The organism is Streptomyces longispororuber (genome assembly GCF_024448165.1).
Classification (GTDB): Bacteria; Actinomycetota; Actinomycetes; order Streptomycetales; family Streptomycetaceae; genus Streptomyces; species Streptomyces longispororuber_A.
In genome coordinates this window covers 1-25,822 of the sequence record NZ_JAMOLN010000153.1, presented here as the reverse complement: position 1 = coordinate 25,822, position 25,822 = coordinate 1, and the positions used below count along the sequence as shown (strand labels likewise).

25 protein-coding genes are annotated in these 25,822 nt (G+C 72.6%); 14 read left to right on the top strand and 11 right to left on the bottom strand.

Going from position 1 to position 25,822, the window contains the following annotated elements:
* Positions 1-6 precede the first annotated feature (6 nt).
* Positions 7-327: a monovalent cation/H+ antiporter complex subunit F gene (locus M4J07_RS33500; RefSeq protein ID WP_255978088.1), complete on the top strand. Its 321-nt coding sequence runs from the start codon at positions 7-9 to the stop codon at positions 325-327.
* A complete protein-coding gene (gene mnhG / locus M4J07_RS33495; RefSeq protein ID WP_255978083.1) occupies positions 324-695 on the top strand; it encodes a monovalent cation/H(+) antiporter subunit G in 372 nt (123 codons plus the stop codon). Before M4J07_RS33500 ends, mnhG begins: the two co-directional genes overlap by 4 nt.
* A 23-nt stretch (positions 696-718) precedes the next feature.
* Here mnhG and M4J07_RS33490 read toward each other — a convergent pair whose 3' ends face one another.
* Together M4J07_RS33490 and M4J07_RS33485 are read right to left on the bottom strand one after the other, a co-directional pair.
* Positions 719-1,468, bottom strand: coding sequence for a haloacid dehalogenase type II (locus tag M4J07_RS33490; protein ID WP_255978081.1), 750 nt, complete (start codon positions 1,466-1,468; stop codon positions 719-721).
* Positions 1,469-1,587: 119 nt separating this feature from the next.
* Positions 1,588-2,079: an FBP domain-containing protein gene (locus tag M4J07_RS33485; protein ID WP_255978079.1), complete on the bottom strand. Its 492-nt coding sequence runs from the start codon at positions 2,077-2,079 to the stop codon at positions 1,588-1,590.
* Positions 2,080-2,150: 71 nt separating this feature from the next.
* Between M4J07_RS33485 and M4J07_RS33480 the strand changes: the two genes are divergently transcribed.
* The 4 genes from M4J07_RS33480 to M4J07_RS33465 all read left to right on the top strand — a co-directional run bounded on the left by M4J07_RS33480 (position 2,151) and on the right by M4J07_RS33465 (position 6,817).
* Positions 2,151-2,726: a TetR/AcrR family transcriptional regulator gene (locus M4J07_RS33480; RefSeq protein WP_255978077.1), complete on the top strand. Its 576-nt coding sequence runs from the start codon at positions 2,151-2,153 to the stop codon at positions 2,724-2,726.
* 46 nt (positions 2,727-2,772) lie between these two features.
* Positions 2,773-3,960, top strand: a complete 1,188-nt coding sequence (locus M4J07_RS33475; protein ID WP_255978075.1) for a GDSL-type esterase/lipase family protein — start codon at positions 2,773-2,775, stop codon at positions 3,958-3,960.
* Between the two features lie 72 nt (positions 3,961-4,032).
* The gene (locus M4J07_RS33470) at positions 4,033-5,484 is read left to right on the top strand and encodes a glyceraldehyde-3-phosphate dehydrogenase (RefSeq protein WP_255978073.1); all 1,452 of its coding nucleotides are present in this window, start codon (positions 4,033-4,035) and stop codon (positions 5,482-5,484) included.
* 394 nt (positions 5,485-5,878) lie between these two features.
* Positions 5,879-6,817: a TauD/TfdA dioxygenase family protein gene (locus tag M4J07_RS33465; RefSeq protein WP_255978071.1), complete on the top strand. Its 939-nt coding sequence runs from the start codon at positions 5,879-5,881 to the stop codon at positions 6,815-6,817.
* A 19-nt stretch (positions 6,818-6,836) separates the two neighbouring features.
* Here the strand turns inward: M4J07_RS33465 and M4J07_RS33460 are convergent, their stop codons facing one another.
* Both M4J07_RS33460 and M4J07_RS33455 read right to left on the bottom strand, forming a co-directional pair.
* On the bottom strand, positions 6,837-7,169 hold the full coding sequence (locus tag M4J07_RS33460) for a branched-chain amino acid transporter permease (protein WP_255978069.1): 333 nt from the start codon (positions 7,167-7,169) through the stop codon (positions 6,837-6,839).
* Positions 7,162-7,854, bottom strand: coding sequence for an AzlC family ABC transporter permease (locus M4J07_RS33455; protein WP_374215129.1), 693 nt, complete (start codon positions 7,852-7,854; stop codon positions 7,162-7,164). Before M4J07_RS33455 ends, M4J07_RS33460 begins: the two co-directional genes overlap by 8 nt.
* A 42-nt stretch (positions 7,855-7,896) precedes the next feature.
* Between M4J07_RS33455 and M4J07_RS33450 the strand changes: the two genes are divergently transcribed.
* From M4J07_RS33450 to lysA, 3 genes are all read left to right on the top strand, one after another.
* Positions 7,897-8,376, top strand: a complete 480-nt coding sequence (locus M4J07_RS33450) for an Lrp/AsnC family transcriptional regulator (RefSeq protein WP_255978067.1) — start codon at positions 7,897-7,899, stop codon at positions 8,374-8,376.
* A gap of 151 nt (positions 8,377-8,527) precedes the next feature.
* Positions 8,528-8,839, top strand: coding sequence for an SAV_915 family protein (locus tag M4J07_RS33445; protein ID WP_255978065.1), 312 nt, complete (start codon positions 8,528-8,530; stop codon positions 8,837-8,839).
* Positions 8,836-10,176: a diaminopimelate decarboxylase gene (gene lysA, locus M4J07_RS33440; protein ID WP_255978063.1), complete on the top strand. Its 1,341-nt coding sequence runs from the start codon at positions 8,836-8,838 to the stop codon at positions 10,174-10,176. The genes M4J07_RS33445 and lysA overlap by 4 nt, the downstream gene beginning before the upstream one ends.
* 48 nt (positions 10,177-10,224) lie before the next feature.
* Here the strand turns inward: lysA and M4J07_RS33435 are convergent, their stop codons facing one another.
* From M4J07_RS33435 to M4J07_RS33405, 7 genes are all read right to left on the bottom strand, one after another.
* Positions 10,225-10,704 (bottom strand): thioesterase family protein, encoded by a 480-nt coding sequence (locus M4J07_RS33435; RefSeq protein WP_255978061.1) that lies wholly within the window; start codon positions 10,702-10,704, stop codon positions 10,225-10,227.
* Positions 10,701-11,672, bottom strand: coding sequence for a 3-hydroxyacyl-CoA dehydrogenase NAD-binding domain-containing protein (locus M4J07_RS33430; RefSeq protein ID WP_255978059.1), 972 nt, complete (start codon positions 11,670-11,672; stop codon positions 10,701-10,703). Before M4J07_RS33430 ends, M4J07_RS33435 begins: the two co-directional genes overlap by 4 nt.
* Positions 11,672-12,574 (bottom strand): 3-keto-5-aminohexanoate cleavage protein, encoded by a 903-nt coding sequence (locus M4J07_RS33425; RefSeq protein WP_255978057.1) that lies wholly within the window; start codon positions 12,572-12,574, stop codon positions 11,672-11,674. Before M4J07_RS33425 ends, M4J07_RS33430 begins: the two co-directional genes overlap by 1 nt.
* A 74-nt stretch (positions 12,575-12,648) precedes the next feature.
* Positions 12,649-13,485: a TetR/AcrR family transcriptional regulator gene (locus tag M4J07_RS33420; protein WP_255978055.1), complete on the bottom strand. Its 837-nt coding sequence runs from the start codon at positions 13,483-13,485 to the stop codon at positions 12,649-12,651.
* Between the two features lie 96 nt (positions 13,486-13,581).
* Positions 13,582-15,504, bottom strand: a complete 1,923-nt coding sequence (locus tag M4J07_RS33415) for an endo-beta-N-acetylglucosaminidase (RefSeq protein ID WP_255978053.1) — start codon at positions 15,502-15,504, stop codon at positions 13,582-13,584.
* Entirely contained in the window at positions 15,501-18,491 is a 2,991-nt protein-coding gene (locus M4J07_RS33410; protein ID WP_255978051.1) for an alpha-mannosidase, read from the bottom strand. The genes M4J07_RS33415 and M4J07_RS33410 overlap by 4 nt, the downstream gene beginning before the upstream one ends.
* Positions 18,492-18,520: 29 nt before the next feature.
* The gene (locus tag M4J07_RS33405; RefSeq protein WP_255978049.1) at positions 18,521-19,762 is read right to left on the bottom strand and encodes a glycoside hydrolase 5 family protein; all 1,242 of its coding nucleotides are present in this window, start codon (positions 19,760-19,762) and stop codon (positions 18,521-18,523) included.
* Between the two features lie 221 nt (positions 19,763-19,983).
* Between M4J07_RS33405 and M4J07_RS33400 the strand changes: the two genes are divergently transcribed.
* The 5 genes from M4J07_RS33400 to M4J07_RS33380 all read left to right on the top strand — a co-directional run.
* The gene (locus M4J07_RS33400; protein WP_255978047.1) at positions 19,984-21,027 is read left to right on the top strand and encodes a LacI family DNA-binding transcriptional regulator; all 1,044 of its coding nucleotides are present in this window, start codon (positions 19,984-19,986) and stop codon (positions 21,025-21,027) included.
* Positions 21,028-21,137: 110 nt separating this feature from the next.
* Entirely contained in the window at positions 21,138-22,799 is a 1,662-nt protein-coding gene (locus M4J07_RS33395; RefSeq protein ID WP_255978045.1) for an ABC transporter substrate-binding protein, read from the top strand.
* On the top strand, positions 22,796-23,854 hold the full coding sequence (locus M4J07_RS33390) for an ABC transporter permease (RefSeq protein ID WP_374215128.1): 1,059 nt from the start codon (positions 22,796-22,798) through the stop codon (positions 23,852-23,854). The genes M4J07_RS33395 and M4J07_RS33390 overlap by 4 nt, the downstream gene beginning before the upstream one ends.
* Positions 23,851-24,804 carry an ABC transporter permease gene (locus M4J07_RS33385; protein WP_255978043.1) on the top strand — a complete coding sequence of 318 codons (954 nt, stop codon included), beginning with the start codon at positions 23,851-23,853 and terminating at the stop codon, positions 24,802-24,804. Before M4J07_RS33390 ends, M4J07_RS33385 begins: the two co-directional genes overlap by 4 nt.
* Before the next feature lie 28 nt (positions 24,805-24,832).
* Positions 24,833-25,822, top strand: a 990-nt coding sequence (locus M4J07_RS33380; RefSeq protein ID WP_255978041.1) for an ABC transporter ATP-binding protein, incomplete at its 3' end; no start/stop codon positions are given.

The following is a 25,822-nucleotide window of genomic DNA, read 5'->3' as shown; positions in this document are numbered from 1 at the left end:
ACCGTCCTGCTCGACCTCGCCCTCGCGGTGATCCTGCTCGCGGGCGCGCTGCTGCTGGTCCGCGTCTGGCGCGGCCCCTCCATGCTCGACCGCGCCGTGGCCGTCGATGTCGCGGCCGCCCTGATGGTGGCCGGCATCGGTGTACAGGCGGCCTCCACCCGGACCCGCTACTACCTGTCGATCATGCTCGTGATCGCCTTCCTCGGCTTCACCAGCTCGGTCGGCATCGCCCGCTTCATCGCCGTGCGCGACCGCCCGGCGACGCCCGCGGAGCCCACCGCCCAGTCCACTGCCGGGCCCGGACCCACCCCCGAGGAGGGCCCGTGACCACGTGGCACCACGTCACCGATCTGGCCGGGGCCGCCCTGCTGCTCGTCGGCGCCCTGGTCTGTCTGAGCGGCGTCATCGGACTGCTGCGGCTGCCCGACGTGCTGACCCGCAGCAGCGCCGCCACCAACCCGCAGACCCTGGGCATCCTGCTGCTCACCGCGGGGGTCGCGCTGCGCCTGCGCTCCTGGGTCGACCTGGGCACCCTGGCCCTCGTCGTCTTCTTCCAGCTGCTGACCAGCCCCGTCGCCGCGCACCTGGTAGCCCGCGTCGCCTACCGCACGGGGCAGACCGGCGACGCCGCGCTGCTCTTCGACGAGCTCGCCGATTCGGACGCGCTCAGGACGAACCGCGACACCGGTTCCTGACGGGGGCCGGGGGTGAGGTCCGTTCAGGCCGGGGCGTCCAACCGCTCGGCCCGCTCGACGAGTTCGGCCAGGTGGTCCAGGCCGTCGGCGTGCAGGTCGAAGGAGTCGGTGCCCACCGGCGGGTCCCCGACCGGGCGCCGGACGTACGCGGTCCGCATGCCCACCGCCTGTGCGCCGCGCAGGTCCCAGGCGTGGGCGGCGACCATCAGGACCCGCTCCGGCGGGCATCCCGCCGCGTCGAGCGCGAGCCGGTAGACCTCGGCGGCGGGCTTGTACGCGCGGGCGTCCTCGGCGGACAGGGCCTGGTGCCAGCGGAGTCCGGCGTACGCGTTCAGCCGGAGCAGCGTCGTGCGGGAGGCGTTGGACAGACCGAGGACCGGGACGTGCCGGGCGAGGCGGGCCAGTCCGGTGACGGAGTCGGGCCAGGGGCTCAGCCTGCGGCCCGCACCGGCCAGCCGCTCGACGGCCGCCGGGTCGGTGAGCCCGGCGCGGTCCGCCACGCGGCGCGCGGCCTCGCGGTCGAGGACCTCGCTGTTCGCGTAGGGCCGCTCCTTGTGCCCGATACGGAGCTGCTCCTGCTCGATGTGGTCCTGCCACACGCTGAGCAGCAGGTCCCGCGTCGCCGCGTCGGCGCCGGGGACCGCCTCCCGGACGGCCGCGCGCAGCCCGCCCGGCTCGTCCACCATCGTGCCGAGGACGTCGCACACGATCGCCTCGATGTGCCGTGCGCCGCCCGCCGCCCCGCCCGTCGCTCCGTCTCCTGCCCCGGTCATCCGGCCACCCACCTCGCCCGCTTCGGTCCGTCGCGTCACAGGTTCAACTGGTGACGATCGTGGCACGGTTCGGAGTTACCGGTCAAGGTGGTGATGGAGGCTCGGCCCCGTGGTGCGGGCTACGCGACGACCTTCGCGACGAACGCGCTCAGGTTCGCCATCGTGCGCTCGATCTTCTCCTCCACGGTGAGGGTCTCGTGCGGGCGTCCGCCGATGCCGGCGTCCTTCTTGCCGCGCACGTACAGCGAGCAGGCCAGGTCGCTGCAGATGTACGCCCCCACCGAGTTGCCCTGCTTCCCCGCCTTGCCCGCCTTCGGCGCGACCAGCAGGGAGACGCCGCCGGTGTGCGTGGTCACGCACAGCGAGCACATGCTGCGGCGGGTCTGCCACGACCCGCTGGGGGAGTTGCGCAGCGCGAGCGCCTGGATCCGGCCGTCCAGCTCGGCCACGAGATAGGCGCGATCCGGCGCCTGTGGATCGCGCCAGCCGAAGAAGTCCAGGTCGGACCAGGGGCGGTCGGCCAGGTCGTGCGGGATGTTCAGGCGCTTGGCCTCCCCCTTGGAGCAGTTCACGAACGCGGCGCGGATCTCTTGCTCGGTCAGTGGGTTCATAAGAGCGAGGCTAATTTGCCTAAAGGTTTTAGGCAAATGCATAATGGACGTGGTCTACAGGGAGGATGGTCATGGTACGTGTGGGGCTCAACGCGGAGCGGCTGGCGCAGGCCGGTGCGGAGCTCGCCGACGAGGTGGGCTTCGAGCAGGTCACGGTCTCGGCCCTGGCCCGGCGGTTCGACGTCAAGGTCGCGAGCCTCTACTCGCACGTGCGGAACTCGCACGACCTGAAGACCCGGATCGCCCTGCTCGCCCTGCGCGAACTCGCCGACCGGGCCGCGGACGTGCTCGCCGGACGGGCCGGCAAGGACGCCCTGACCGCCCTGGCAAACGTCTACCGCGACTACGCCCGCGAGCACCCCGGCCGGTACGCGGCCGCCCAGTTCCGCCTCGACCCGGAGGCGGCCGCCGCCAGCGACGGCGCCCGGCACGCCCAGATGACCCGGGCGGTGCTGCGCGGCTACGACCTCACCGAACCGGACCAGACGCATGCCGTCCGGCTGCTCGGCAGCGTCTTCCACGGCTACGTCAGCCTCGAAATGGGCGGCGGGTTCAGCCACAGCGCGCCCGACTCGGACGTCACCTGGACCCGCACCCTCGACGCGCTCGACGCGCTCCTGCGCAACTGGCCCGCGCCGGAGGCATGACCCCGTAGGACCTTCCGCCCCCGTACTTGATCGACAGGTTGAGGCCATGAACCCCGTGCACGACCCGAACGTCCTGATCACCACCCCGCTCACCGAGGACCTCCTGCGCGGCGCCCTCGACGTCGAGCGCACCGAGCACGGCCTGCTGCCGCACCGGCTGCCGGCCAGGGCCCGCGCCCAGAACGTCGACGGGCAGCTGGCCATGGCCGAGTCCCAGCCGTCCGGCGTGCGCGTCGTGTTCCGCACCCGCGCCACCACCGTCGAGCTGGACGCGCTGCCGACCAAGCGCGTCTACGTCGGTGCGCCGCCGCGCCCCGACGGCGTGTACGACCTGCTCGTCGACGGCCGGCTCGCCGGGCGGGGCAGCGTGCCCGGCGGGCACACGCTGACCATCGACATGGCCGCCGGGACCTTCGAACGGCTCCCGGGGCAGCCCGGGACGGTCCGGTTCGACGGCCTGTCCGACGCCGTGAAGGACGTCGAGATCTGGCTGCCGCACCAGGAGACCACCGAGCTCGTCGCCCTGCGCACCGACGCCCCGGTCGAACCCGCCCGGCACCCCGGCCGCCCGGTCTGGCTGCACCACGGCAGCTCCATCAGCCACGGCTCCGACGCCGCGAGCCCCACCACCACCTGGCCCGCGCTCGCCGCCGCGGCGGGCGGCGCCGAACTGATCAACCTCGGGCTCGGCGGCAGCGCCCTGCTCGACCCGTTCACGGCGCGCGCCATGCGGGACACCCCCGCCGACCTGATCAGCGTCAAGATCGGCATCAACATCGTCAACTACGACCTGATGCGGATGCGCGCCTTCACGCCCGCCGTGCACGGCTTCCTCGACACCCTCCGCGAGGGCCACCCCACCGCCCCGCTGCTCGTCGTGTCGCCGATCCTCTGTCCCATCCACGAGGAGACCCCGGGCCCCGGCGCCCCCGACACCCGGTCCCTGGCCACCGGGCGGATCACCTTCCGGGCGACGGGCGACCCCGCCGAGCGCGCGCAGGGGAAGCTCGCCCTGGGCGTCATCCGGGACGAGCTGGCCCGCATCGTCGCCCAGCGTGCCGCCGACGACCCGCACCTGCACTACCTCGACGGCCGCGAACTGTACGGCGAGGCCGACCACGCGGAGCTGCCGCTGCCCGACGCGCTGCACCCGGACGCGGCCACCCACCGCCGGATCGGCGAGCGGTTCGCCGCGCTCGCCTTCGGGGACGGCGGGGCGTTCGCGCCGCGCTGACCAGGGGCGGCCGGTGAACCACTGAGCGGGCGGGTTAGCATATGAGCGCCGCCTAGCTCGAAAGATGCAACTGTGACTGTCAATGACGACTCGTTCACCAATTGGAAGCACCGCGAGGAGACCGCGGAGTCGATGATCCCGATCATCGGGAAGCTGCACCGCGAGCGGGACGTGAACGTCCTGCTGCACAGCCGCTCCTTGGTGAACAAGTCGGTGGTCAGCATTCTCAAGACCCACCGATTCGCCCGCCAGATCGCCGGCGAGGAGCTCTCGGTCACCGAGACGATGCCGTTCCTGCGGGCTCTCGCCACGCTCGACCTCGGGCCCTCCCAGATCGACATCGGCATGCTCGCCGCGACGTACCGCAGCGACGAACGCGGTCTGTCCGTCGAGGAGTTCACCGCCGAGGCCGTCGCGGGTGCCGTCGGCGCCGGCGAGATCGAGGCCGGCGCGGGCCGGGACGTCGTCCTGTACGGCTTCGGCCGCATCGGCCGTCTCGTCGCCCGGCTGCTCATCGAGAAGGCGGGCTCCGGCAACGGCCTGCGGCTGCGCGCGATGGTCGTCCGCGGGGGCGGCGAGCAGGACCTGGTGAAGCGGGCCTCGCTGCTGCGCCGCGACTCCATCCACGGCCCGTTCCAGGGCACGATCACCGTCGACGAGGCGAACAACACCATCGTCGCCAACGGCAACGCCATCAAGGTGATCTACGCGAACGACCCGTCGGAGATCGACTACACCGCGTACGGCATCAACGACGCGATCCTGATCGACAACACCGGCAAGTGGCGGGACCGCGAGGGCCTTTCGCAGCACCTGCGCCCCGGCATCGACAAGGTCGTCCTCACCGCGCCCGGCAAGGGCGACGTGCCGAACATCGTGCACGGCGTCAACCACGACACGATCAAGCCGGACGAGCAGATCCTGTCCTGCGCGTCCTGCACCACGAACGCGATCGTGCCGCCGCTCAAGGCGATGGCCGACGAGTACGGTGTGCTGCGGGGTCACGTGGAGACCGTCCACTCGTTCACCAACGACCAGAACCTGCTGGACAACTACCACAAGGCCGACCGCCGCGGCCGCTCCGCGCCGCTCAACATGGTCATCACCGAGACCGGTGCCGCCTCCGCCGTCGCCAAGGCGCTGCCGGACCTCAAGGCGCCGATCACCGGCAGCTCGATCCGCGTCCCCGTCCCGGACGTCTCCATCGCGATCCTGAGCCTGCGCCTGGGCCGTGAGGCCAGCCGCGAGGAGGTCCTCGACCACCTGCGCGACGTCTCGCTGAACTCGCCGCTGCGCCGCCAGATCGACTTCACGGACTCGCCCGACGCGGTCTCCAGCGACTTCCTCGGCTCCCGGCACGCCTCGATCGTCGACGCGGGCGCCACCAAGGTCGACGGCGACAACGCGATCCTCTACCTCTGGTACGACAACGAGTTCGGCTACTCGTGCCAGGTCATCCGCGTCGTCCAGCACGTGTCGGGCGTCGAGTACCCGACCTACCCCGCTCCGGTCCCGGCGGTCTGACCCACCGGCTCCGCAGGCTCCCAGGCCGTCCCCGCACCGTCGCGGGGGCGGCCTTCGCGCGTGGTGGGCGGGTGCGGGCTTGACCCGATGATCAGTCCGGGCGCAGGATGAGGGCATGTTCACCCATCGCGCCCACGCCCTCGGAGCGGCCCCCGTGCCGGACCGATGTGGGTGCGCACGCAGCGGCTTGTAGCGGACGCCTCCCGTCCCTCGCCGTCTCTCCCCGTACGGTTCCGTACGCCACCCGGGCCACCGGTAGGGCCTCGCGCCCCGCCCCGACGTCCCGCGCACAGGTCCACCCCCGTACGGGGTCACGCCCCAACTCCCGCCCGCACCTTCCCGTTTCCCGGGACGGGCGACGCCGCCCCGTCCCCTCGCGCCCCGGAGTGTGTCCATGACCGTGACCGACGTCCCGCCGACGACGCCGCTGCGTCCCGCCCGCATCCCCGACGACGGCCTCTACGAGGGGCGGCGCGTGCTGCGCCGCACCCCCGACGACTGGCAGGAGCAGCCCTACGAACTGTTCCACGTGGTCCCGCAGGCGGCGACCATCGGCGCCGAGATCCGCGGGATCGATCTCGCCCGCCCGCTGTCCCCGCGGCTGCGCGCCGAACTCGACCGGGCCCTGCTGGAGTGGAAGGTGCTGTTCTTCCGCGGCCAGCACCTCACCGCCGAGCGGCAGCGCGCGTTCGCCCGCAACTGGGGCGAGTTGGAGACCAATCCGCTCCTGGAGCGGGGCGACAGCGACGAGGTCGTACGGTTCGACAAGAGCGCCGGCGGGACGCCCAGCTTCGAGAACGTCTGGCACACGGACGTCACCTTCCGCGAACGCCCCGCCATGGGCGCGGTGTTGCAGCTGCGCGAGGTCCCGCCGTTCGGCGGCGACACCCTGTGGGCCGACATGGCGGCCGCGTACGACAACCTGCCGCGGTGGGTGACGGAGCGCATCGACGGAGCCGTCGCCGAGCACGACTTCCTGCCCGGGTTCCGCCGCTTCTACGGCCCCGAACGCCTCGCCCGGTGGCAGGAGTCGTTCCCGCCCGTGACCCATCCCGTGGTGCGGCGGCACCCGGCGACCGGGCGCCGCATGCTCTTCGTCAACGCGTCGTTCACCACCCGCATCCTCGGCATGGAGCAGGGCGAGAGCGACCGGCTGCTGCGCCTGCTGTTCCAGCAGGCGCACGTCCCCGAGTTCCAGGTGCGGTTCCGCTGGCAGGCCGGTGACGTCGCGTTCTGGGACAACCGGGCCACCCAGCACTACGCCGTGGCCGACTACGGCGACGCCCGGCGGGTCGCCGAGCGCGTCGCCATCGCGGGCGACCGCCCGTACTGATCCCGCGCGCACGGCCCGGTCAGCCGGTGAACACCGTGCCGACCAGGGCCACATGGGCCGCCGTGCCGCCGAGCACGGACAGCAGCAGATTGCGCCGCCACAGGTGCAGGCCGACCGTGACCGCGAGGGCGAGCACGGTCGGCCACACCCGGCCGGGCACGCGGGGCGTGACGTCGCGCAGCGCGTAGACCGAGAGGATCGTCAACACCCCCACCGGCATGTGGGAGTTGAGGTACGCCACCGCGGGGCTGGAGCGCAGCGGGGCGAGCACCGCGAACGGCAGGGCGCGCAGCGCCCAGGTCACCGCGGCGGCCACGCCCACCGCGGACAGCAGGTACGGGGCGTCAGGCACGGACCCTCCAGGCGTGGCGCAGCAGCAGTCCCGCGGTGAACAACGCGAAGGCGACCAGCAGGAGTTGACCGGGGACGACGAAGCGGGCGAACAGGGCGCAGCCGAGGGCCAGGAGCGGTGTGAACAGTTCGGGCCGCGCCCGCAGCGCGTCGAGCGCCAGCGCCACGAACAGCGCCGTCACCGCGAAGTCCAGACCGCCGAGCCCGGCGGGCACCAAGCCGCCGGCCAGCGCCCCGAGCGTCGCGCCACCCGCCCAGTACCCGTGCACGACGCCCTGCGCCCCCAGGATCCGCCGCCCCGCCCAACTCGCCGCCCCGGTACGGGTGGTGACCACCCACGCCTCGTCCGACAGCGCGAACGTCCCGTACGCCTTCCCGGCGCGGCCCGTGATCCGGTCCAGCGGGAACGACAACGCGTAGAAGACGTGCCGGACGTTGACGAAGAAGGCCGTCGCCGCGACGGTCGTCAGCGGCGCCGCCACCAGCACCAGGGACAGCAGCAGGAACTCCAGCGAACCGGCGTAGATCAGCCCGGAGAACAGGCTCGCCCACCACCAGGCGAGCCCCGAGTGCACCACCAGCACCCCGAACGCCATCCCCATCGGGAACGCGCCGAGCCCGACCGCCCCGACGTCCCGCACGGCGGTCACCACCCCCGCGGCACCCTTCGACCAGGTCATTCGCATGGGCACAACGCTAGGCCGGAACGCGCCTCATATGGTTGCGGAATGTGTCCCAGCAGACGCCCCGCACGCAATGATCCGCAACTGGATGCCCTTGATCGCGACATTCTGCGTCACCTCCGCGCCGACGGCCGGCTGACCAACGTCGAACTCGCCCGCCGCGTCGGCCTCTCGCCGCCGCCCTGCCTGCGCCGCGTCCGGCGCCTGGAGGAGGCCGGGATCATCACCGGCTACCGGGCGACCGTCGACCACGAGGCGCTCGGCGGCGGCCTGGAGGTGATGGTCTTCATCGAGGTCTCCGTCAGCGACCTGAAGACCCTCGCCGACCTCGAAGAGGTGATCGCCGGGTACGAGGAGGTCGTCGAGTTCCGCCGGCTCTTCGGACGCCCCGACTACCTGCTGCGCGTGCTGGTCGCCGACCACAACGCCTACGAGGCGTTCCAGACCGGGAAGGTGATCGGGCTGCCCGGGGTCGCCCGCGTCGTCTCCCAGCCCACCATGAAGAAGATCAAGGTCATCGACTGATCGTCGGCTGACGGACACCGCCGTGTCAGCGCGGCGTCAGGGCCTTCGGGTCCGGCGTCAACGTGACGTCATGACAGGGCGATCCGGGCGGGGGAGCGGGCATAACGTCGGTGGCGGAACCACCCGACCGAGGATCCTCCAGGAGGAACCCATGGCAGACCACGCCTGCGCCGACGACCCCGAACCCTGCGAACCCGGCCCGGCCGGACACGCCACCCTCTTCGTTCCCGTCCGGCCGGGACCCGCGGGCTGCGCCGCGCTGCTGCTGCGCACCCCGTACGGCGGCCGCACTGCCGTCGGCTTCACCAGCGCCCGCCGGCTCACCGCCACCCTGGGCGGCGGCCAGGCCTGGATCAGGCTCGCCGAACCCGCCCTGCGCTCCCTCACCGAACCCCTCGGCGTGACGGCCGTCGCCGTCGACCCCGCCCTCGTCCGCCCGGCCCCGGAGGTGGCGGCCCGATGACGACCCTGCACCCCATCGGCGCGCCCCTCACCGAGGAGCCGGAGGACCTGTCGGTGTGGCCCGCCTCCACGGCCCCGGCCCCCGACGGCGACCTCACGGTCGGCGGCGTCCCCCTCGCCGAGATCGCCGAACGCTTCCAGACCCCCGCCTACGTGCTCGACGAGGACGAGGTCCGCGACCGCTGCCGGATGTACCGCGACGCGTTCCCCGAGGCCCACGTCCTGTACGCGGCCAAGGCGTTCCTGTGCCGGGCCATGGTGCGCTGGGTCGACGAGGAGGCGCTCGGCCTGGACGTCTGCTCCGCGGGCGAGCTCGAACTCGCCGTCACCGCGGGCTTCCCCGCGGACCGGATCGTGCTGCACGGAAACGCCAAGTCCCCGCAGGACATCCGGGCGGCGCTGCGGCTCGGCGTCGGCCGCATCGTCATCGACAGCCCCTCCGAGATCGCCCGGCTCGCCGCCGCCGTCGGCACCGACGGCCACCAGAAGGTGATGATCCGGGTCGTCCCAGGGATCAGCGCGGGCGGCCACGACAAGATCCGCACCGGGACCGACGACCAGAAGTTCGGCCTCTCCCTCACCGACGGCTACGCCCAGCACGCCATCGCCCGCGTCCTGGACCAGCCGCAGCTCGAACTGACGGGACTGCACTGCCACTTGGGCTCCCAGATCACCACGCCCAAGCCCTACCTCTCCGCCGTGCGCCGCATGGTCGGCCTGATGGCACGGGTGCGCGACGCGCACGGGGTCGTGCTGCCGGAACTCGACCTCGGCGGCGGCCACGGCATCGCCTACCGCCCCGGCGACCAGGCCCTCGACATCACCGGGCTCGCCCGCCGGATGCGTGCGGAACTGATCGAGAGCTGCGCCGCGGCCCACCTGCCCGTGCCCCGCCTCCTCGTCGAACCGGGCCGCGCCGTCGCCGGACCCGCAGGCATCGCCCTCTACCGCGTCCTGACCGTCAAACAGTCCGGGCAGCACGCGTACGTCGCCGTGGACGGCGGCATGAGCGACAACCCGCGCCCCGCCCTGTACGGCGTCCGCTACGCCCCCCGGCTGGTCGGCCGCGCCTCCGCGGCGGCGCCGCGCGCGATGACGGTGGTGGGCCGGCACTGCGAGGCGGGCGACGTGCTGGCCGCCGACGTCCCCCTGCCGGGCGATCTGCGCCCCGGCGACCTCCTCGCGGTCCCGGTGGCCGGGGCCTACCACCTGTCCATGGCGTCCGGCTACAACATGGTGGGCCGGCCGCCGGTGGTGGCGGTGCGGGCGGGCAGCGCGCGGCTGCTGGTCCGCAGGGAGTCGCTGCGCGACATCTGCGACAGGGACGTGGGCCTCTGACCCGGCCGACCCGACAGCGGGAGGGCCCGGACGTCACGTCCGGGCCGGTCAGGCCACGGGGGCGATCGAGCGGCCCGCCCACGCGGGCGCCGGTTCCGTGAGCTCGGTGAACCGGGCGCGGATCCCGTCCGGGAACGGCGCCGCCCGGCCCGCCTGCTGGTCGACGTGGACCGCGAGCAGCTCGGTGGTCGCCACCGGCTCCGCGTCCGGCGCCGGGTCCGCCGCGTCGTCCGCCACCACGTACATCTCGTGCGTGAACCGTGCCTTCTTCGCCGCGGCCCCCACCATCCGCGTGCGGATGGCGAGATGGGCGCCCTCGGGGACGTCCCGCAGATAGCGGATGTGCGACTCGACCGTGTAGAGGGAGCAGCCCGTCTCCTCGCGGTAGCCGGAGTGCAGGCCCGTCTCGATCATCAGGGCGTCCGTGGCGTGGCCGAACGCGAGGACGTAGAAGGCCTCGCTCATGTGGCCGTTGTAGTCGATCCACTCGGGGCGGACCGTGCGGTGCAGCAGCGGCAGCGTCGTCATCGGGCGCCCTCCGCACCGGGGAGCCGGCCCGTCGCGCGCAACACGTCGATGACGCCCCGGTCGCGCTCGGCCACCAGCTCGGCGATGGAGCGGCCGGCCGCCGCCTCGTCGCAGCCCGCGACCACGGCGTCGTACAACTCCTTGTCGAGCTCGGGTGCTTCGAGTCGGGTCCACGGCGACTTCAGGGACGGCCCGAAGTGGTCCAGCATGTGCGCCATGCCGCCCTCGCCGCCGGCCAGCGCGAACGTCAGCATCGGCCCCATGAACGCCCAGCGCAGGCCGGGGCCCTCGGTGATCGATTCGTCGATCTCCCGCACCGTGGCCTCGCCGTTGGCGACCATGTGCAACGCCTCGCGCCACAGGGCTTCCTGGAGCCGGTTCGCGATGAAGCCGGGCACCTCGCGGTTCATGGTGATGACCGACTTGCCCGCCACCTCGTAGAAGCGGGACGCCCAGGCGACCGCCGCGTCGTCGGTGCGGTCGCCGCCGACGACCTCGACGAGCGGGATCAGGTACGGCGGGTTGAACGGGTGGCCGACCACCAGGCGACCGGGGGTCGCGGCCGTCGTCTGCATGTCCGTCATCGGATAGCCGGACGTGGACGACGCGATGACCACGCCGGGCGGCGTCGCCGCGTCGATACGGGTCAGCAGGTCGCGCTTCAGGCCGAGCTTCTCCGGCGCGCTCTCCTGCACGAACTCGGCGTCGGCGACGGCCTGTTCGAGGGTGTCGGTGACGGTGAGCCGGTCGGGGGACGCGCCCTCGGCGAGGCCGAGCCCGGTGAGCGCGGGCCAGGCCGCGTCGACCAGGCGCCGCAGCCGCTGCTCGGCGTCGGGCGCCGGGTCCCAGGCCGTCACGTCGTAGCCGCGGGCCAGGAAGTGGGCGACCCAGCCGCCGCCGATGACTCCGGCGCCGACGCAGGCGACCCGGCGGACGTGCTCGGGGGCCGTGGGGGAGGGGGTGGTCATCAGCGGTTCGCCTTCCTGAGGCCGAGGATCTCGCGGGCTTCGTCCGGGGTCGCGACGCGCGCGCCCATCGACTCGGTGAGGGTCACGGCCCGCTCGACGAGCCGGGCGTTGGTGGCCTTGTCGCCCTTGCCGAGGTACAGGTTGTCCTCCAGGCCGACCCGGACGTGCCCGCCGAGCAGGATCGACTGGGCGACCCACGGCATCTGCATCCGGCCGATCGCGAAGCTCGCCCAACGGGCGCCGTCCGGCAGCATGGTGACCATGGACTGGAGCACGCCCGGGTCGGCGGGCGCGCCCCACGGGATGCCCATGCACAGCTGGAACACCGACGGGTCGTCGAGCAGACCTTCGGCGAGCAGCTGCTTCGCGAACCACACGTGGCCCGTGTCGAAGCACTCCAGCTCGGGCCGTACGCCCAGCTCCTGGATGCGCCGGGCACCCGCGCGGAGCATGTCGGGCGTGGAGACGTAGAGGTTCGAGCCGTCCCCGAAGTTGAGGGAGCCGCAGTCGAGGGTGCAGATGTCGGGGAGCAGCTCCTCGACGTGGGGGAGCCGGTCGAGTCCGCCGACGAGGTCCGAGCCGGGGAGCGGGAACCCCTCCAGCGGCCGGTCCGGGTCGACGACCAGGTCGCCGCCCATGCCCGCGGTCAGGTTGATGACGACGTCGGTGCCGGTCTCCTTGATGCGTTCGACGACCTCGCGGTACAGCTTCGGGTCGCGCGACGGGGCGCCGGTCTCCGGGTCGCGCACGTGGATGTGGACCACGGCGGCGCCCGCTTCGGCGGCCTCGACCGCGTTCCTGGCTATCTGCTCCGGGGTGACCGGCACGTGCGGACTCTTGCGGACGGTGTCGCCCGCGCCGGTGAGGGCGCAGGTGACGATGACGTTCTCGGTGACGGGCATGTGGGGGCCTCCCAGGATTGAGTCCGTCGGGCGATCGAGGGGCGTGGTTCGGGATGGAGCCCCGTGACGTGGGGCTATTGGGCCAGGATCGTGGCCCGGACGTGGGCGGTCAGTGCCGCGTGCATCGCTTCCGGCCCTTCGGGACCGGGCGACGCCAGGACCTGCGTGGCCAGGCCGTCGATGAGCGCGGTGAGCGTGAGCGCCGCCGCCTCGGGGTCGGCGTCCGGGCGGAACACGCCCTGCGCCACCCCTCTGCGGACGACGTCGGCGACGGTCTCCCGCCACTGCCGGTAGTACTCGGTGTGCAGCCGGCCGACCGTCGTGGAGCGGGCCGCCTCCGCCCACAGGTCGAGCCAGACCGCCCACTGGCGGCGCTGCTGGTCGGTGCGCGGGGTCTGCAGCTCGACGAGCTGGCGCAGCTCGGCCGCCGCGTCGTCCGCCTCGGCGAGCCGGGCGGCGCGGCGTGCGGTGTCCTCGTCCATGCACCAGCGCACGGCGGCTTCGAGGAGCTCGGCGCGGCCGGGGAAGTGGTAGTGGATCGCTGCAGTACTGGTGGCGCAGGCGTGCGCGATGTCCGCGACCCGCACCGCGTGGAACCCGTGCTCGGCGATGAGGCGGACCGTCTCGCGGACGATCTGCGACGGCCGGCCGCCCGCCACCGGCACGGCCGTGGCCGGCGCCGCCTCTCGGGGGCGCGCACCGAGCAGCCGGCCCACGTCCACGCGCCCCTCGTCGGCGATCCGGGCCAGCTCCGCCGCGGTGAAGCGCCGGGTGCCGCTCAGCGAGCGGGACAGCTTGGACGGATCCATGACGATGCGGCGCGCGAACTCGCGCTGGCTGACACCCGCGGCCGCGATGACCTCACGGACGCGTGCGGCGGTGTCGGCGCTGGATGCGGCATCGGATTCCATGGGGCACGACCCTAACCATGTGTTGAGCAGAACTCAACACGGATGTGCACAACCAGCAGGTGAGAGAGGTAATTGTGATGCTGACTTTCTCATCAGTCAGGGGCGCAACACCGTGACCCGGGCGGCCGCCCCGCGCGTCCCGTCCGGGGCCACCGCCACGAGCCGCACCCCCACCGCCCCGGTCGCCGGCGCGCACCCCGGCAGGCAGTACACGTCGTCGTACGCCCGCCCCAGCCACCGCCCGTCGTCGCCGAGCAGGTCGTAGTGCCACACGCCGCTCGTCGCGAGCCGCCACGACAGGAACGCCGTGCCGTCGTCCGGATCCACCGCGTCGACCGCGAACGCCTCGGGCACCGCGGGCGGTACGGCCGGACCGCCGGGGAGCAGGGCCAGCTCACCCACCCGGACCGCGCACCGCGCCGCCCGCCGCGCCCCGACCCGCAGGGCCAGCGCGGCGACGGTCCGGCCGCGGAACGGACCGAGCCCGTGGGCCGTGGTGCGCCAGCCGTCCGACGGCTCCGCCGCCAGCCACACCACGTCCCCCGGCGCGTCCGCGAACAGCAGCCCGACCGCCAGCTCCGCCGCACCGACCCCGCGCGCCGTCACCGCGAGCCGCTCGCCCCCGGTCACCCGCAACTCCGTCTTGTAGAGCCGCACCGTCGTCGCGTCACCCGGCCCGAGCGCGCCGGAGAGGAGCAGCGACGCCCCGCCGTCGTACGCGTCCCCGTGGTCGAGACCGACGGTCACCGACCCCGTGCCCTCCGTCCAGAACTGCCAGGTCGGCAGCACGTCCTGGACCGACGCGTCGCACCAGTCCCCGTCGTGGACGCGCCGCCCGGCCAGGAAGAACGCCCGCCCGTGCCCGGTGTTGAAGCGCGTCACGAACGGGAACGCGCCGACCACCGAGCGCTCGGCGACGTAGTGCGCCACGCCGTCCCAGGCCCGCGGATCGTCCCGGTCGCGGTGCTCGCGCGCGTGCGGGAGCAGCCGGCCGGTGCGGCTCGGGTCCTGCCGCGGACCAGACCAGTACTGGCGCTCCCGGCGGAACACCGCCTCCTGGTCGTCGGGATCGGCGTGCCCGGGATGCAGCTCCCACACGAAGTGCGAGCCGAACAGCGCCCAGCTCGTCCGCGCCGGACCGCCCTCGGGGAAGACGAGCCGCGGGTCGTACTCGGGGTCGAAGCCGAACTGCTCGTTCTCCGTGCCGTGGAACACCGTCGCGTACGGGTCGAGTCCCCGGGCGACAGCGGTCGTACGGGAGCGTTCGACGCCCTCCTCGGTCATCCAGTAGTTGGCGAAGAAGCTGTCCGCGGCGCCGTGTTCGAGCCAGTCGGCGTTCGTGCCGTCGAGGCCGTTGCGGTAGTCGAGCCGCCCGTCGGGGCCGATCGTGTCGTACCACTGGACGTGGAAGTCCCCGGGGGCACGGGAGCGCAGGTACCGCAGCAGCCGCAGCAGACGGCGGGCCTGGTCCGGCGGCGTCGCCGCCTCGTGGTTGACGAAGTAGCCGTCGAACCCGAAGTACGCGGCCATCTCGACCAGCTTGTCCGCCACCGGGAACGAACCGTCGGGCCGCTCCTCCAGGTACTCCTCGAAGTCCCCGGTCCGCGGCCAGAACCAGCACCCCAGGCTCCGTACGCCGTTGCGGTGCGCGGCGTCCGTGTAGGCCGGGTTGGGGAGGTTGACCAGGCCGTGCACGGGCTCGTCGGCGGGAGAGCCGTCCACCGGGAGGCCGTGCCACGAGCCGAGGAAGTCGCTGTACTGCCAGAAGCGCAGCAGCCGCCGCGCGAACACGTCGTCCCGCCTGCGGGCCGTCCAGAACGCGCCGTCGTAGTCGTTGCACAGGTTCATCACCCGTGCGTCGTACGTGAGCCCGGGGCGGGCCTGCGTCGCGGGGAACGGCCCGATGCGGGGCGCGAGCGGCACCCGGGAGCGGAAGTACCGGGCCCAGCGGTCCGTCCGCGGCGACCAGCCCTTGAGGGCCGCCGCGTCGTAGCCGTGCATGAACGGCCGGCCGGTCACCGCTCGGCGGCCCGGCTCAGGCGCAGCGTCACCAACTCGAACGGCTTCAGCGAGAGGGTCAAGTCGCCCTCCTCCACAGGGCGTTCCAGGAGATCGGTGCGGACCACCCCGGACACCGCGAACCCGGGCGTCACACGCGCCTTCGCCCGTCCGCCGCGCGCCTCGTACAGCCGCACGACGACGTCGCCCGACCCGTCGTCGGCCAGCTTCACCGCGCTGACCGCGACCGCGTCGTGGTCGACCGTGACGAGCGGCGCCACGGACGCCGCGCCGTGCACCGTGCGCGCGGGCAGATTGATCGCCGCGCCCTCGCGCACCGCGTCACCGACCGAGGCCCCCGGCACCAGCGCGTGCCGGAAGCGGTGCACGCCCTGGTCGGTCTCCGGATCGGGGAAGCGCGGCGCCCGCAGCAGCGACACCCGGACCGTGGTGGTGTCCGAGGTCCGCGTCACGTCGTGCCCGTACGTCGAGTCGTTGACCAGCGCGACACCGAAACCGGGCTCGGCGACGTGCACGAAGCGGTGGTTGCACGCCTCGAACTTGGCGGCGTCCCACGAGGTGTTGGTGTGCGTCGGCCGGTGGACGTGACCGAACTGGGTCTCCGACGCGTACCGCTCGGCGTGCACGTCCAGCGGGAACGCCAGCTTCAGGAACTTCTCCGTCTCGTGCCAGTCGACCTCCGTCGCGATGTCGACGCGGCGGGCGCCCGGCGCGAGGGAGAGGACCTGGACGACCCGGGAGGCGGAGAACGAGCGGCTGATCCGGATGCCCGTGTCGCCGTCCGGGACGAGTTCGGCCACGTCCGTCAGGTCCGTGCCCGTGTTGCGGTAGAAGCGGTCCACGTCCCAGGCGTCCCACTGGTTGGGGAAGTCCGGGTGCAGCTGGAGCAGATTGCCGGGCGCGCCCGCCGGGACCGTCTCCCGCTCCGCCGCGACGTCGTACACGGAGACCAGCAGACCGCGCCCGTCGACCTCCACCTGCAGCAGCCCGTTGTCCAGCAGGAACCCGCCGCCGGGCCGCGCCGTCACCCGCGTGCCGCCGTCCGGTGCCGGTACCGATGGCGTGTCCGCGCCGAGCGCCGGGACGCCGGAGCGCGCGTGCGGCGCCGCGTTGAAGGTCAGCGGCCGCGTCCCCTCGCCCGCGAGCGCCCGCTGCGCCGCCCCGATGACGGCCTCCAGCTCCGCGGCCACCCGCGCATACGTGGCCCGCGCCTCCCGGTGCACCCAGGCGATCGACGAACCCGGCAGGATGTCGTGGAACTGGTGCAGCAGCACCGTCTTCCACAGCCGGTCCAACTCCTCGTACGGATAGGGGAACCCGGTCCGCACCGCGGCCGTCGCCGCCCACAGCTCCGCCTCGTACAGCAGGTGCTCGCTGCGCCGGTTGCCCTGCTTCGTCTGCGCCTGGCTCGTCAGCGTCGCCCGGTGCAGCTCCAGGTACAGCTCGCCGACCCAGACCGGCGGGTCGGGATACTCGGCCTCGGCCTTCGCGAAGAACGCGGCGGGCGGCTCCCAGTCGACCGTGGGGGAGCCCTCCAGGGACCGGAGCCGGGCCGCCTTCGCGACCATCTCGCGCGTCGTGCCGCCCCCGCCGTCACCGAACCCGGTCGGCGCCAGCGAGTGGCTCGCCCGCCCCTTCTCCTTGAAGTTGCGTGCCGCGTGGGCGAGTTCGCTGCCCTGCATCGCGCAGTTGTAGGTGTCGACGGGCGGGAAGTGCGTGAGGATCCGGGTGCCGTCGACGCCCTCCCAGTGGAAGGTGTGGTGCGGGAACGTGTTCGTCTGCGACCACGAGATCTTCTGCGTCAGCAGCCACTTGGCGCCCGCCGCCTTGATGATCTGGGGCAGGCCCGCCGCGAACCCGAAGGTGTCCGGCAGCCACACCTCGTCGTTCTCGACGCCGAACTCCTCCAGGAAGAACCGCTTGCCGTGCACGAACTGACGGGCCATCGCCTCCGAGCCCGGCATGTTCGTGTCCGACTCCACCCACATGCCGCCCGTCGGCACGAACCGTCCTTCGGCCACGGCCTTCTTCACCCGCGCGTACACCTCGGGCCGGTGCTCCTTGATCCAGGCGAGCTGCTGGGCCTGCGACATCGCGAACACGAACTCCGGCTCGTCGTCAAGGAGCTGCGTCATGTTCGCGGCCGTCCGCGCGACCTTGCGGACCGTCTCGCGCAGCGGCCACAGCCACGCCGAGTCGATGTGCGCGTGCCCCACCGCACTGATCCGGTGCGCCGACGGCGACGCCGGCGCGGACAGCACGTCGACCAGCTCGGTCCTGGCCGCCCGCGCCGTGCCGTTCACGTCCTGGAGGTCCAGCGCGTCCAGCGCCCGCTCCACCGCGCGCAGCACGTCCCAGCGGCGCGCCGACTCGACCGGCAGCTCCGCCATCAGCTCGCCGAGCACCTCCAGGTCGTGCACCAGCTCCCACACCGTCCGGTCGAAGACCGCGAGCTCCATCCGCGCGAGCGTGTACTGGGGGGTGTCCCCGGCCGTCCCGACGTCCCCCAGGGGCGTGGGCCGGAAGGGGTGGTAGTCGAGGATCACCGGGTTCGACGCCGCCTCGACGTGCAGGTCGACGTGCTCGCCGCCGGTGGCGCGGTCCGCGACGCGCACCCACTGGTTGCGCGGGTTGAGGCCCTTCACCGGTGAGCCGTCCGGGCGGTACACGAGGCCCTCGCACTGGAATCCCGGCATGTTCTCGTCGAAGCCCAGGTCGAGCAGCGCCTCCACGGTCTCGCCCGCCCACTCCTCCGGCACCGCCCCGGTCACCCGGAACCAGCTCGTGCCCCACGGGGCGCCCCACCGGTCACCCGTCCGCACCGGCGCGTGCGGTGCGGCGAGCCCCTCCGCGACCGGCACCGGCTCGCCCGGCGCGTGCCACACCGTGACCTCCAGGGGCACGGAGCGCGGATACACGGCGGGCCTGACGCGTTCGCCGAGGACGCGGCGCAGCCGGGACTCGACCAGGGAACGGTCGTCATGCATGGGGCAACTCCCGTACGGGTGAGGTGGGTTCAGGCAACGTTGTCAGGAGTGACGACCTCGGTGATCCCGCGCGCCGCGAGATGCTCGCGGTCGTCCGCGCGGCTCGCCAGCACCGTCGTGGGGCGCACCCCGTCGGCGGCCAGCGCGGCGAACGCGTCGAAGACCGGGCCGCCCGGCGCGCACACCGAGCGGCGCGGCGCCAGGTCGTCGTCGCCGACGTCCACGACCAGGGCGGTCGTGCGCACGGCGGGCTCGGGCGACCGGCCGCGCCACTCCCCGGCCAGCCGGGCGACGGCCTTGCCGGCCGGCTTCACCGCGCCGTCGTTGGTCAACAGGCCCAGCGAGTACTCCAGTTCGGGGAAGTCCGCCAGGTCACGGGAGACGTCGTGCGAACACCACCAGGTGACGCCCCACAGGTCCGGGCAGTCGAGCACCGCCTCGATCGTCGCCTCCGTGAACCGGTCCGCGTGCTCCGCCGGGATCAGCGGCTGCGGCGCCCCGACCTCCTGCAGCCACACCGGCCGGTGCGGCTCGGCCGCCCACGCCTTGGACAGCTCGACCAGGTACGCCGCGTGCCCGTACGTCGCGGGCCCGTCCTTGCCGTGCCGCTGCGCGGTGCCGTTGAACACCCACGAGTGGACCGCCGTCAGCGCGCCGAGCCGGGCCGCGTGCGCCGGGGTGAACGGCTGGTCGTCCTGGTACCACGACGCGTCGTACTCGGCGTGCAGGTGCAGCCGGCCCGGCGCCCCCTCCTCGCACGCGGCGAGCACCCGCTCCAGCCAGCTCCCGGCCTGCGCGGGGGAGATGCGGTCCGGGTCGGGGTGCGGGGGTCCCGCGGCGAACTGGGCGATCTCGTTGCCGATGGTCATCCCGATGAAGTTCGGCCGGTCGGCGAGCGCCGACGCGAGCGTGCGCAGGTACGCGGCCTGCGCCGCCACCACGTCGGGATCGGTGAACAGATTGCGCCGGTGCCACGTCCGCGTCCACGCGGGCAGGAAGTCGAAGCTGGAGAGGTGGCCCTGCAAGCCGTCGACGTTCACGTCGAGCCCGCGCTCACCCGCCGCGTCCGCGAGGGCCACCAGGTGCTCGACGGCGCGCGGCCGGATCAGCGAACGGTTGGGCTGGAACACCGGCCACAACGGGAACACCCGCACGTGGTCGACGCCGAGCGCCGCGATCGCGTCGAGGTCGGTGCGGACCGCGTCGAGATCGAAGTCGAGCCAGTGGTGGAACCAGCCCTGGGAGGGGGTGTAGTTGACGCCGAAACGCATCGTTGAATTCCTGCTCCTCGGAAATGCGGTGAGCCAGGGGAGAGCGTGAGCCACACCGAAGGGCCACGTCAACAGGGCGTCACCGGACGTAAATCGTTGTGTACGCGCCCTCTTGCCGAACCAGCTATAGCGCTTTAGCGTGCTCCGCACTCAAGCGCTTCAGCGCACACGCCGGCACCGTTCCGGCATTCTTCAGGCATCGTTTCGGCGGGAGGCAGATCGTGCGCCGTGTTCCGGCCGGACGCCCCACCATCAAGGACATCGCCCACGAGTCCGGCGTGTCCGAGAGCGCCGTCTCGTTCGCCCTCAACGGCCGGCCGGGCGTCTCCGAGGCCACCCGCGCCCGGGTCCGCCGGGTCGCCGACCGGCTCGGCTGGCGGCCCAGCGCCGCCGCCCGCGCCCTGTCCGGCGAGGGCCCCGCCACGGTCGGGCTCGTCCTCGCCCGGCCCGCCAGCACCCTCGGCGTCGAGTCGTTCTTCCTCCAGCTCGTCTCCGGCATCCAGGAAGTCCTCTCCCTGCGCCGGTTCGGCCTGCTCTTCCAGGTCGTCGAGGACCTCGACGCCGAATGCGACGCGTACCGGCGCTGGTGGGCCGAGCACCGGGTCGACGGGGTCCTCGTCGTCGACCCGCGCGCCGACGACCCCCGCCCCCCGCTCCTCGACGAGCTGGGCCTGCCCGCCGTCGTCATCGGCTCGCTGCCGCCCGGCGACGACGGCACCGGCCACCCCGGCATCGCCAACCTGTGGGCCGACGACGCCGGCGCCATGGCCGGCATCGTCGACCACCTCGACGCGCTCGGCCACCGCCGGATCGCGCACGTCGCGGGCCTGCCCGAACTCGCCCACACCCGCCGCCGGATCGCGTCGCTGCGCGCGGAGGCCGAACGGCGCGGCATCGAGGCCCACTCCCACACCACCGACTACTCCGACACGGAGGGCGTCAGGACGACCCGCCGCGTCCTCGACTCCGCGGCGCCGCCGACGGCGATCGTCTACGACAACGACGTCCTCGCCGTCGCGGGCCTCGGCGTCGCCGCCGAACGCGGCATCCCCGTACCGGTCGCACTGTCCATCGTGGCCTGGGACGACTCGGTGCTGTGCCGCTCCACGCACCCCGCGCTCACCGCGCTCGTCCGGGACACCACGGCGTTCGGCCGCCGCGCCGCCGAGGAACTGTTCGCCCTGCTGGACGGGGGCCCGGCCCGGCGCGTGGAGGACGCGCTCCCGCACCTCCTGGAACGCGGCTCGACCGCATCCGCCCCCTGAACCCGCACCCGCACCACGCCCGGCACCACCGGAACCGCGCCGCCCCCCCACCTGGCACGTCACACGATCCGACAACGATGTCGACCGTCGACCGGAGGTATCCGTCCCCCATGTCCGGCACCCCGCGCACTCCACTGACCCGCTCCGTCCTCATCGGCACCGCCGCCCTGGCCCTCGCCCTCACCGGCTGCTCCGCGACCCCCACCGCGTCCAAGGGCGGCGGCAGCGACTCCCTCACGGTGAACCTCGGATTCGCCGGCACCACCATCAACCGCAACTTCAACCCGTTCTCCCTCAAGGCCACCCAGGGCACCTTCGGGTTCCAGTACGAGTCGCTGTTCGGCTTCAACATCCTCCAGGGCGGGAAGTTCGTCCCCTGGCTCGCCACCGCGTACGACTGGTCCGACGGCGGCAAGAAGATCACTCTGCACCTCGACCCGCGCGCCAACTGGAGCGACGGCTCGAAGCTCACCGCCGCCGACGTCGTGTTCACCGTCGACTACATCCGCGACCAGAAGCTCCAGCCGTCCTCGGGCACCTTCGCGTACAAGAAGGCGACCGCCGTCGACGCCCACACGGTCGAGATCACCTTCGCGAAGCCCGCCTACTCCAAGCTGAACGTCATCGGCGGCCTCACCCCGGTCCCCGCCAAGCTCTGGAAGGGCAAGAACGGCGCCACGTACACCAACCTGGACCCGGTCGGCTCGGGCGCCTACACGCTGCGGCAGTACAGCGCGCAGCAGCTCACCTTCGAGGCCCGCGACGACTACTGGAAACAGAAGGACGTCCCGGTGAAGACCGTCAAGGCGCCGGTCGTCGCAGGCAGTTCGGAGATCGGCAAGCTGCTGCGCGGCGACATCCAGTGGAGCGGCGGCGCCATCGCCGACGTGAAGAAGCAGTACGTGAGCGCCGACCCGGAGAACCACCACGCCTGGTACCCCACCTACGGCGGCCTGTTCATGTTCTTCAACCACACCAAGGCGCCCTTCGACGACGTCCACGTCCGCAAGGGCCTCTCGCTCGCCGTCGACCGCTCCGAACTCGCCCGGCTCGGCAACCCCGGCATGTTCAACGACCTCAACCTGACCGGCCTCGACACCAAGACCCAGGGCAAGTGGGTGGACGCCCAGTACGCCGACGCCGACCAGCCGAAGCCCGAACCGGCCGCCGCCTACAAGGAGTTCGAGAAGTCCGGGTACCAGAAGAAGGGCGGCAGGCTCGTCGGGCCGGACGGCAAGCAGCTGTCCTTCACCATCATCGAGGTGTCCGACTTCGGCGACTCCATCCAGCGCGACAAGGTCCTCGCCGAGCAGCTCAAGAAGGCGGGCGTCAAGGTCGACGTACAGGCCCTGCCCAGCGGCCAGGTCGACCAGCGCAGGCGCGAGGCCAAGTTCGACGTGGTCGTCGGCGGCGCCGTCTACGGCAACACCCCCTTCAGCTTCTTCCAGGACATGCTCGCCTCCAAGAACGCCGGCGTGTGGTGCAACTACGGCCACTACAAGAGCAAGAAGGTCGACGCGCTCCTCGCCGACCTGGAGGGCTCCGGCGACGAGGCCACCATCAAGAAGACCTCCGCCGAACTCCAGAAGGTCATGGTCGACGACGTGCCCGCCGCGCCCCTCATCACCATCGGCGCCTCCGCCGAGTACAACAGCGAGCACTGGACCGGCTGGCCCGACGAGCAGAATCCGTACGCCAACCCTGCGCCCTGGTCCGGCACCACCAACGCCATGTCGATCCTGCTCAACCTCCGCCCGGCGAACGGGAAATGACCGCCGTGACGACCACCACCGCACCCGTGGTGGCGAAGACCGGCCGGCGCGTCGGCCTCGGCCCCGCCCGCTACTTCCTGCGACGCCTCGGCTTCTACGCCGTCGCCACCTGGGTCGCCCTCACCCTCAACTTCCTCATCCCACGCCTGATGCCCGGCGACCCGGCGTCCGCGCTCGTCATGCAGATGCAGCAGAAGCAGGCCCTGTCCTCCGAGCAGGTGGCCGGCATCTACCGGCTGTTCGGCAAACCGGGCGAACCGTTGTGGGACCAGTACGCCACCTACGTCGGCCAGGTCCTCCACTTCGACTTCGGCATCTCCGTCGCCTACTACCCGACCCCGGTGTGGGAGGTGATCCGCACCGGACTGCCCTGGACGATCGGGCTCGTCGGCCTCACCGCCGTCCTCGCCTTCGTGCTCGGCACGGCCGCCGGAGTCGTCTGCGGCAGCCGGGTCGGCTCCCGCTTCGACTCGATCGCCACGCCCGCCGCGATGTTCCTCGGCTCGCTGCCCTACTTCTGGGTGGCGCTGCTCCTCCTCATGGCGTTCGGCGCCCAGCTCGGCTGGCTGCCGCTCGGCGGCGGCTACGACGGCGACCTGGTGCCGTCGTTCAACGGCCCGTTCCTCGCCAGCGTCGTCAGCCACGGCATCCTGCCCGCCCTCACCGTCGTGCTCTCCTCGGTCGGCGGCTGGCTGGTCGGCATGCGCAACATGATGGTGACGACGGTCTCCGAGGACTATGTGCTGCTGGCCCGTGCCAAGGGTCTGTCCAAGGGCCGGGTGATGTTCCAGTACGCGGCCCGCAACGCGGTCCTGCCGAGCGTCGCCGGATTCGCGCTGACCATCGGCACGGTCGTCAGCGGACAGCTCCTCGTCGAGATCGTCTTCGCCTACCCGGGCGTCGGCTACCTCCTCTACCAGGCGGTCACGAACGTCGACTACCCGCTGATGCAGGCCCTGTTCCTGAACGTGTCCCTGTCCGTACTGGCCGCGAACTTCCTCGCCGACTCCGTGTACGGACTCATCGACCCGCGCGCGAGGGAGACCCGCTCATGACGCCGCCGCGCCTCCGGCTCCCGGAGAACCGCAAGGTGCGGGCCGGACTCGCCGTCCTCGCCCTCTTCGTCGCCGTGGCCCTGTTCGGCCCGTACGTCGTCGAGGGCCTGCTCGGCCTGTCCCCCTCGGACATCCACACGACCGACGCGATGCAGGGCCCGTCCGGGACGCATCCGCTCGGCACGACGGCCACGGGCGAGGACGTCCTGGCCCAGGTCGTGGCCGGCGCCCGGATCTCGCTCCTGGTCGGCCTGGTGGCCGGCACGGTGACCACGGTGCTCTCGGTCCTGGTCGGCGTCACCGGCGGCTACCTCGGCGGCCGCACCGACTCCCTCCTCACCGCGATCACCAACGTCAGCCTCGTCATCCCCGGCATGCCGCTCCTGATCATCATCGCGAGCTACGCCCAGGGCCGCGGCGGCTGGCTCGCGGTCGCCCTCATCATCGGCCTGACGGCCTGGCCGTGGGGCGCCCGCCAGAAGCGCGCCCAGACCCTGTCGCTGCGCCACCGGGACTTCGTGACGGCGGCCGAGATGACCGGCGAGAGCCGCTGGGGCGTGATCACCCGGGAGATCGTCCCCAGCCTCGCGCCGATCATCTCCGTCAGCTTCCTCGGCGCGGTGGTCGGCTCGATGTTCGCCGACGCCGGCCTCTCCTTCATCGGCCTCGGCAACATCAACACCACCAGCTGGGGCTCGATGCTCTACTGGGCCCAGAACGGCTCGGCGCTCTCCCGCGGCGCCTGGTGGTGGTTCGTCCCACCGGGCGCGTGCATCGCCCTCGTCGGCCTGGCGGCCGGCCTCGTCAACTTCGGCATGGACGAGATCTCCAATCCCCGCATGCGCCGTCCGGGCAGGCGTGCCCGCCGCTTGGCAGCGGCAGCTGCTCAAGGGGCGCGGGGAACTGCGCGACCGGCCACGACGAACCCGCACCCGCGAACGAATCCCTGACCGGCAACGGCGCTTAGGCGAGGCCCCGATGACACCCCTCCTCACCGTCCACCACCTCACCGTCGACTACTACGACCAGGTCACCCCGGTCCACGCCGTACGAGACGTCGACCTCACCCTGCACCGCGGAGAAACCCTCGGCATCGTCGGCGAGAGCGGCTGCGGAAAATCGACCCTGGTCACCGCTGTGACCCGGCTGCAACGACCGCCCGCGGTCACCACGGCGGGCAGCGTCGTCCTGCACCCCCGCGACGGTGACCCGGTCGACCTCCTGCGCCTCACCGACCGCGAACTGAACGCCCTGCGCTGGGAGCGGATCGCCGTCGTCTTCCAGTCCGCGATGAACGCCCTCAACCCGGTGATGCGCCTCGGCGCCCAGTTCACCGACGTGCTGCGCCGCCACCGCGACCTCCCGAAGCGGGCCGCCCAGGAACGCGCCGCCGAACTCCTCGCCATGGTCGGCATCCCCGCGGACCGGCTGCGCGCCTACGCCCACGAACTCTCCGGCGGCATGCGCCAGCGCGCCACCATCGCCCTCGCGCTCGCCTGCGACCCCGACCTCGTCGTCATGGACGAACCCACCACCGCCGTCGACGTCGTCATGCAGCGCCAGATACTTCGCCAAGTGGCACGCCTCAAGGCCGAGTTGGGGTTCTCCGTCGTGTTCATCACGCACGACCTGTCACTCCTCATCGAGATCGCCGACCGGATCGCCGTGATGTACGCGGGGGAGATCGTCGAGACCGGCCCGGCCCGCCGCCTCTACACCGACCCGCGCCACCCGTACACCGCGGCCCTGCGCGGCGCGTTCCCCCCGCTGCACGGCCCGCGCCGCGCGATCACCGGCATCGCCGGCTCCCCGCCGGGGCTGCGCACCCCGCCCGCCGGCTGCGCGTTCCACCCGCGCTGCCCGCACCGCTTCGAACCCTGCGACCACGCCGCCCCTGCGCTCATCGCCGACGCCGACGGCTCAGACGGCTCCGTGGCCTGCCACCTCCTCAGCGCACCCGCCGCCGCC

Excerpts from the sequence above, each read along its gene's own strand:
- M4J07_RS33490 (WP_255978081.1), bottom strand. The coding sequence starts at position 1,468 with ATGACCGGGGCAGGAGACGGAGCGACGGGCGGGGCGGCGGGCGGCGCA.
- M4J07_RS33480 (WP_255978077.1), top strand. The coding sequence starts at position 2,151 with ATGGTACGTGTGGGGCTCAACGCGGAGCGGCTGGCGCAGGCCGGTGCG.
- M4J07_RS33450 (WP_255978067.1), top strand. The coding sequence starts at position 7,897 with ATGTGTCCCAGCAGACGCCCCGCACGCAATGATCCGCAACTGGATGCC.
- M4J07_RS33390 (WP_374215128.1), top strand. The coding sequence starts at position 22,796 with ATGACCGCCGTGACGACCACCACCGCACCCGTGGTGGCGAAGACCGGC.
- lysA (WP_255978063.1), top strand. The coding sequence starts at position 8,836 with ATGACGACCCTGCACCCCATCGGCGCGCCCCTCACCGAGGAGCCGGAG.
- M4J07_RS33465 (WP_255978071.1), top strand. The coding sequence starts at position 5,879 with ATGACCGTGACCGACGTCCCGCCGACGACGCCGCTGCGTCCCGCCCGC.
- M4J07_RS33430 (WP_255978059.1), bottom strand. The coding sequence starts at position 11,672 with ATGACCACCCCCTCCCCCACGGCCCCCGAGCACGTCCGCCGGGTCGCC.
- M4J07_RS33385 (WP_255978043.1), top strand. The coding sequence starts at position 23,851 with ATGACGCCGCCGCGCCTCCGGCTCCCGGAGAACCGCAAGGTGCGGGCC.
- M4J07_RS33485 (WP_255978079.1), bottom strand. The coding sequence starts at position 2,079 with ATGAACCCACTGACCGAGCAAGAGATCCGCGCCGCGTTCGTGAACTGC.
- M4J07_RS33435 (WP_255978061.1), bottom strand. The coding sequence starts at position 10,704 with ATGACGACGCTGCCGCTGCTGCACCGCACGGTCCGCCCCGAGTGGATC.
- M4J07_RS33410 (WP_255978051.1), bottom strand. The coding sequence starts at position 18,491 with ATGCATGACGACCGTTCCCTGGTCGAGTCCCGGCTGCGCCGCGTCCTC.
- M4J07_RS33475 (WP_255978075.1), top strand. The coding sequence starts at position 2,773 with ATGAACCCCGTGCACGACCCGAACGTCCTGATCACCACCCCGCTCACC.
- M4J07_RS33445 (WP_255978065.1), top strand. The coding sequence starts at position 8,528 with ATGGCAGACCACGCCTGCGCCGACGACCCCGAACCCTGCGAACCCGGC.
- M4J07_RS33425 (WP_255978057.1), bottom strand. The coding sequence starts at position 12,574 with ATGCCCGTCACCGAGAACGTCATCGTCACCTGCGCCCTCACCGGCGCG.
- M4J07_RS33405 (WP_255978049.1), bottom strand. The coding sequence starts at position 19,762 with ATGCGTTTCGGCGTCAACTACACCCCCTCCCAGGGCTGGTTCCACCAC.
- M4J07_RS33395 (WP_255978045.1), top strand. The coding sequence starts at position 21,138 with ATGTCCGGCACCCCGCGCACTCCACTGACCCGCTCCGTCCTCATCGGC.
- M4J07_RS33455 (WP_374215129.1), bottom strand. The coding sequence starts at position 7,854 with ATGCGAATGACCTGGTCGAAGGGTGCCGCGGGGGTGGTGACCGCCGTG.
- M4J07_RS33420 (WP_255978055.1), bottom strand. The coding sequence starts at position 13,485 with ATGGAATCCGATGCCGCATCCAGCGCCGACACCGCCGCACGCGTCCGT.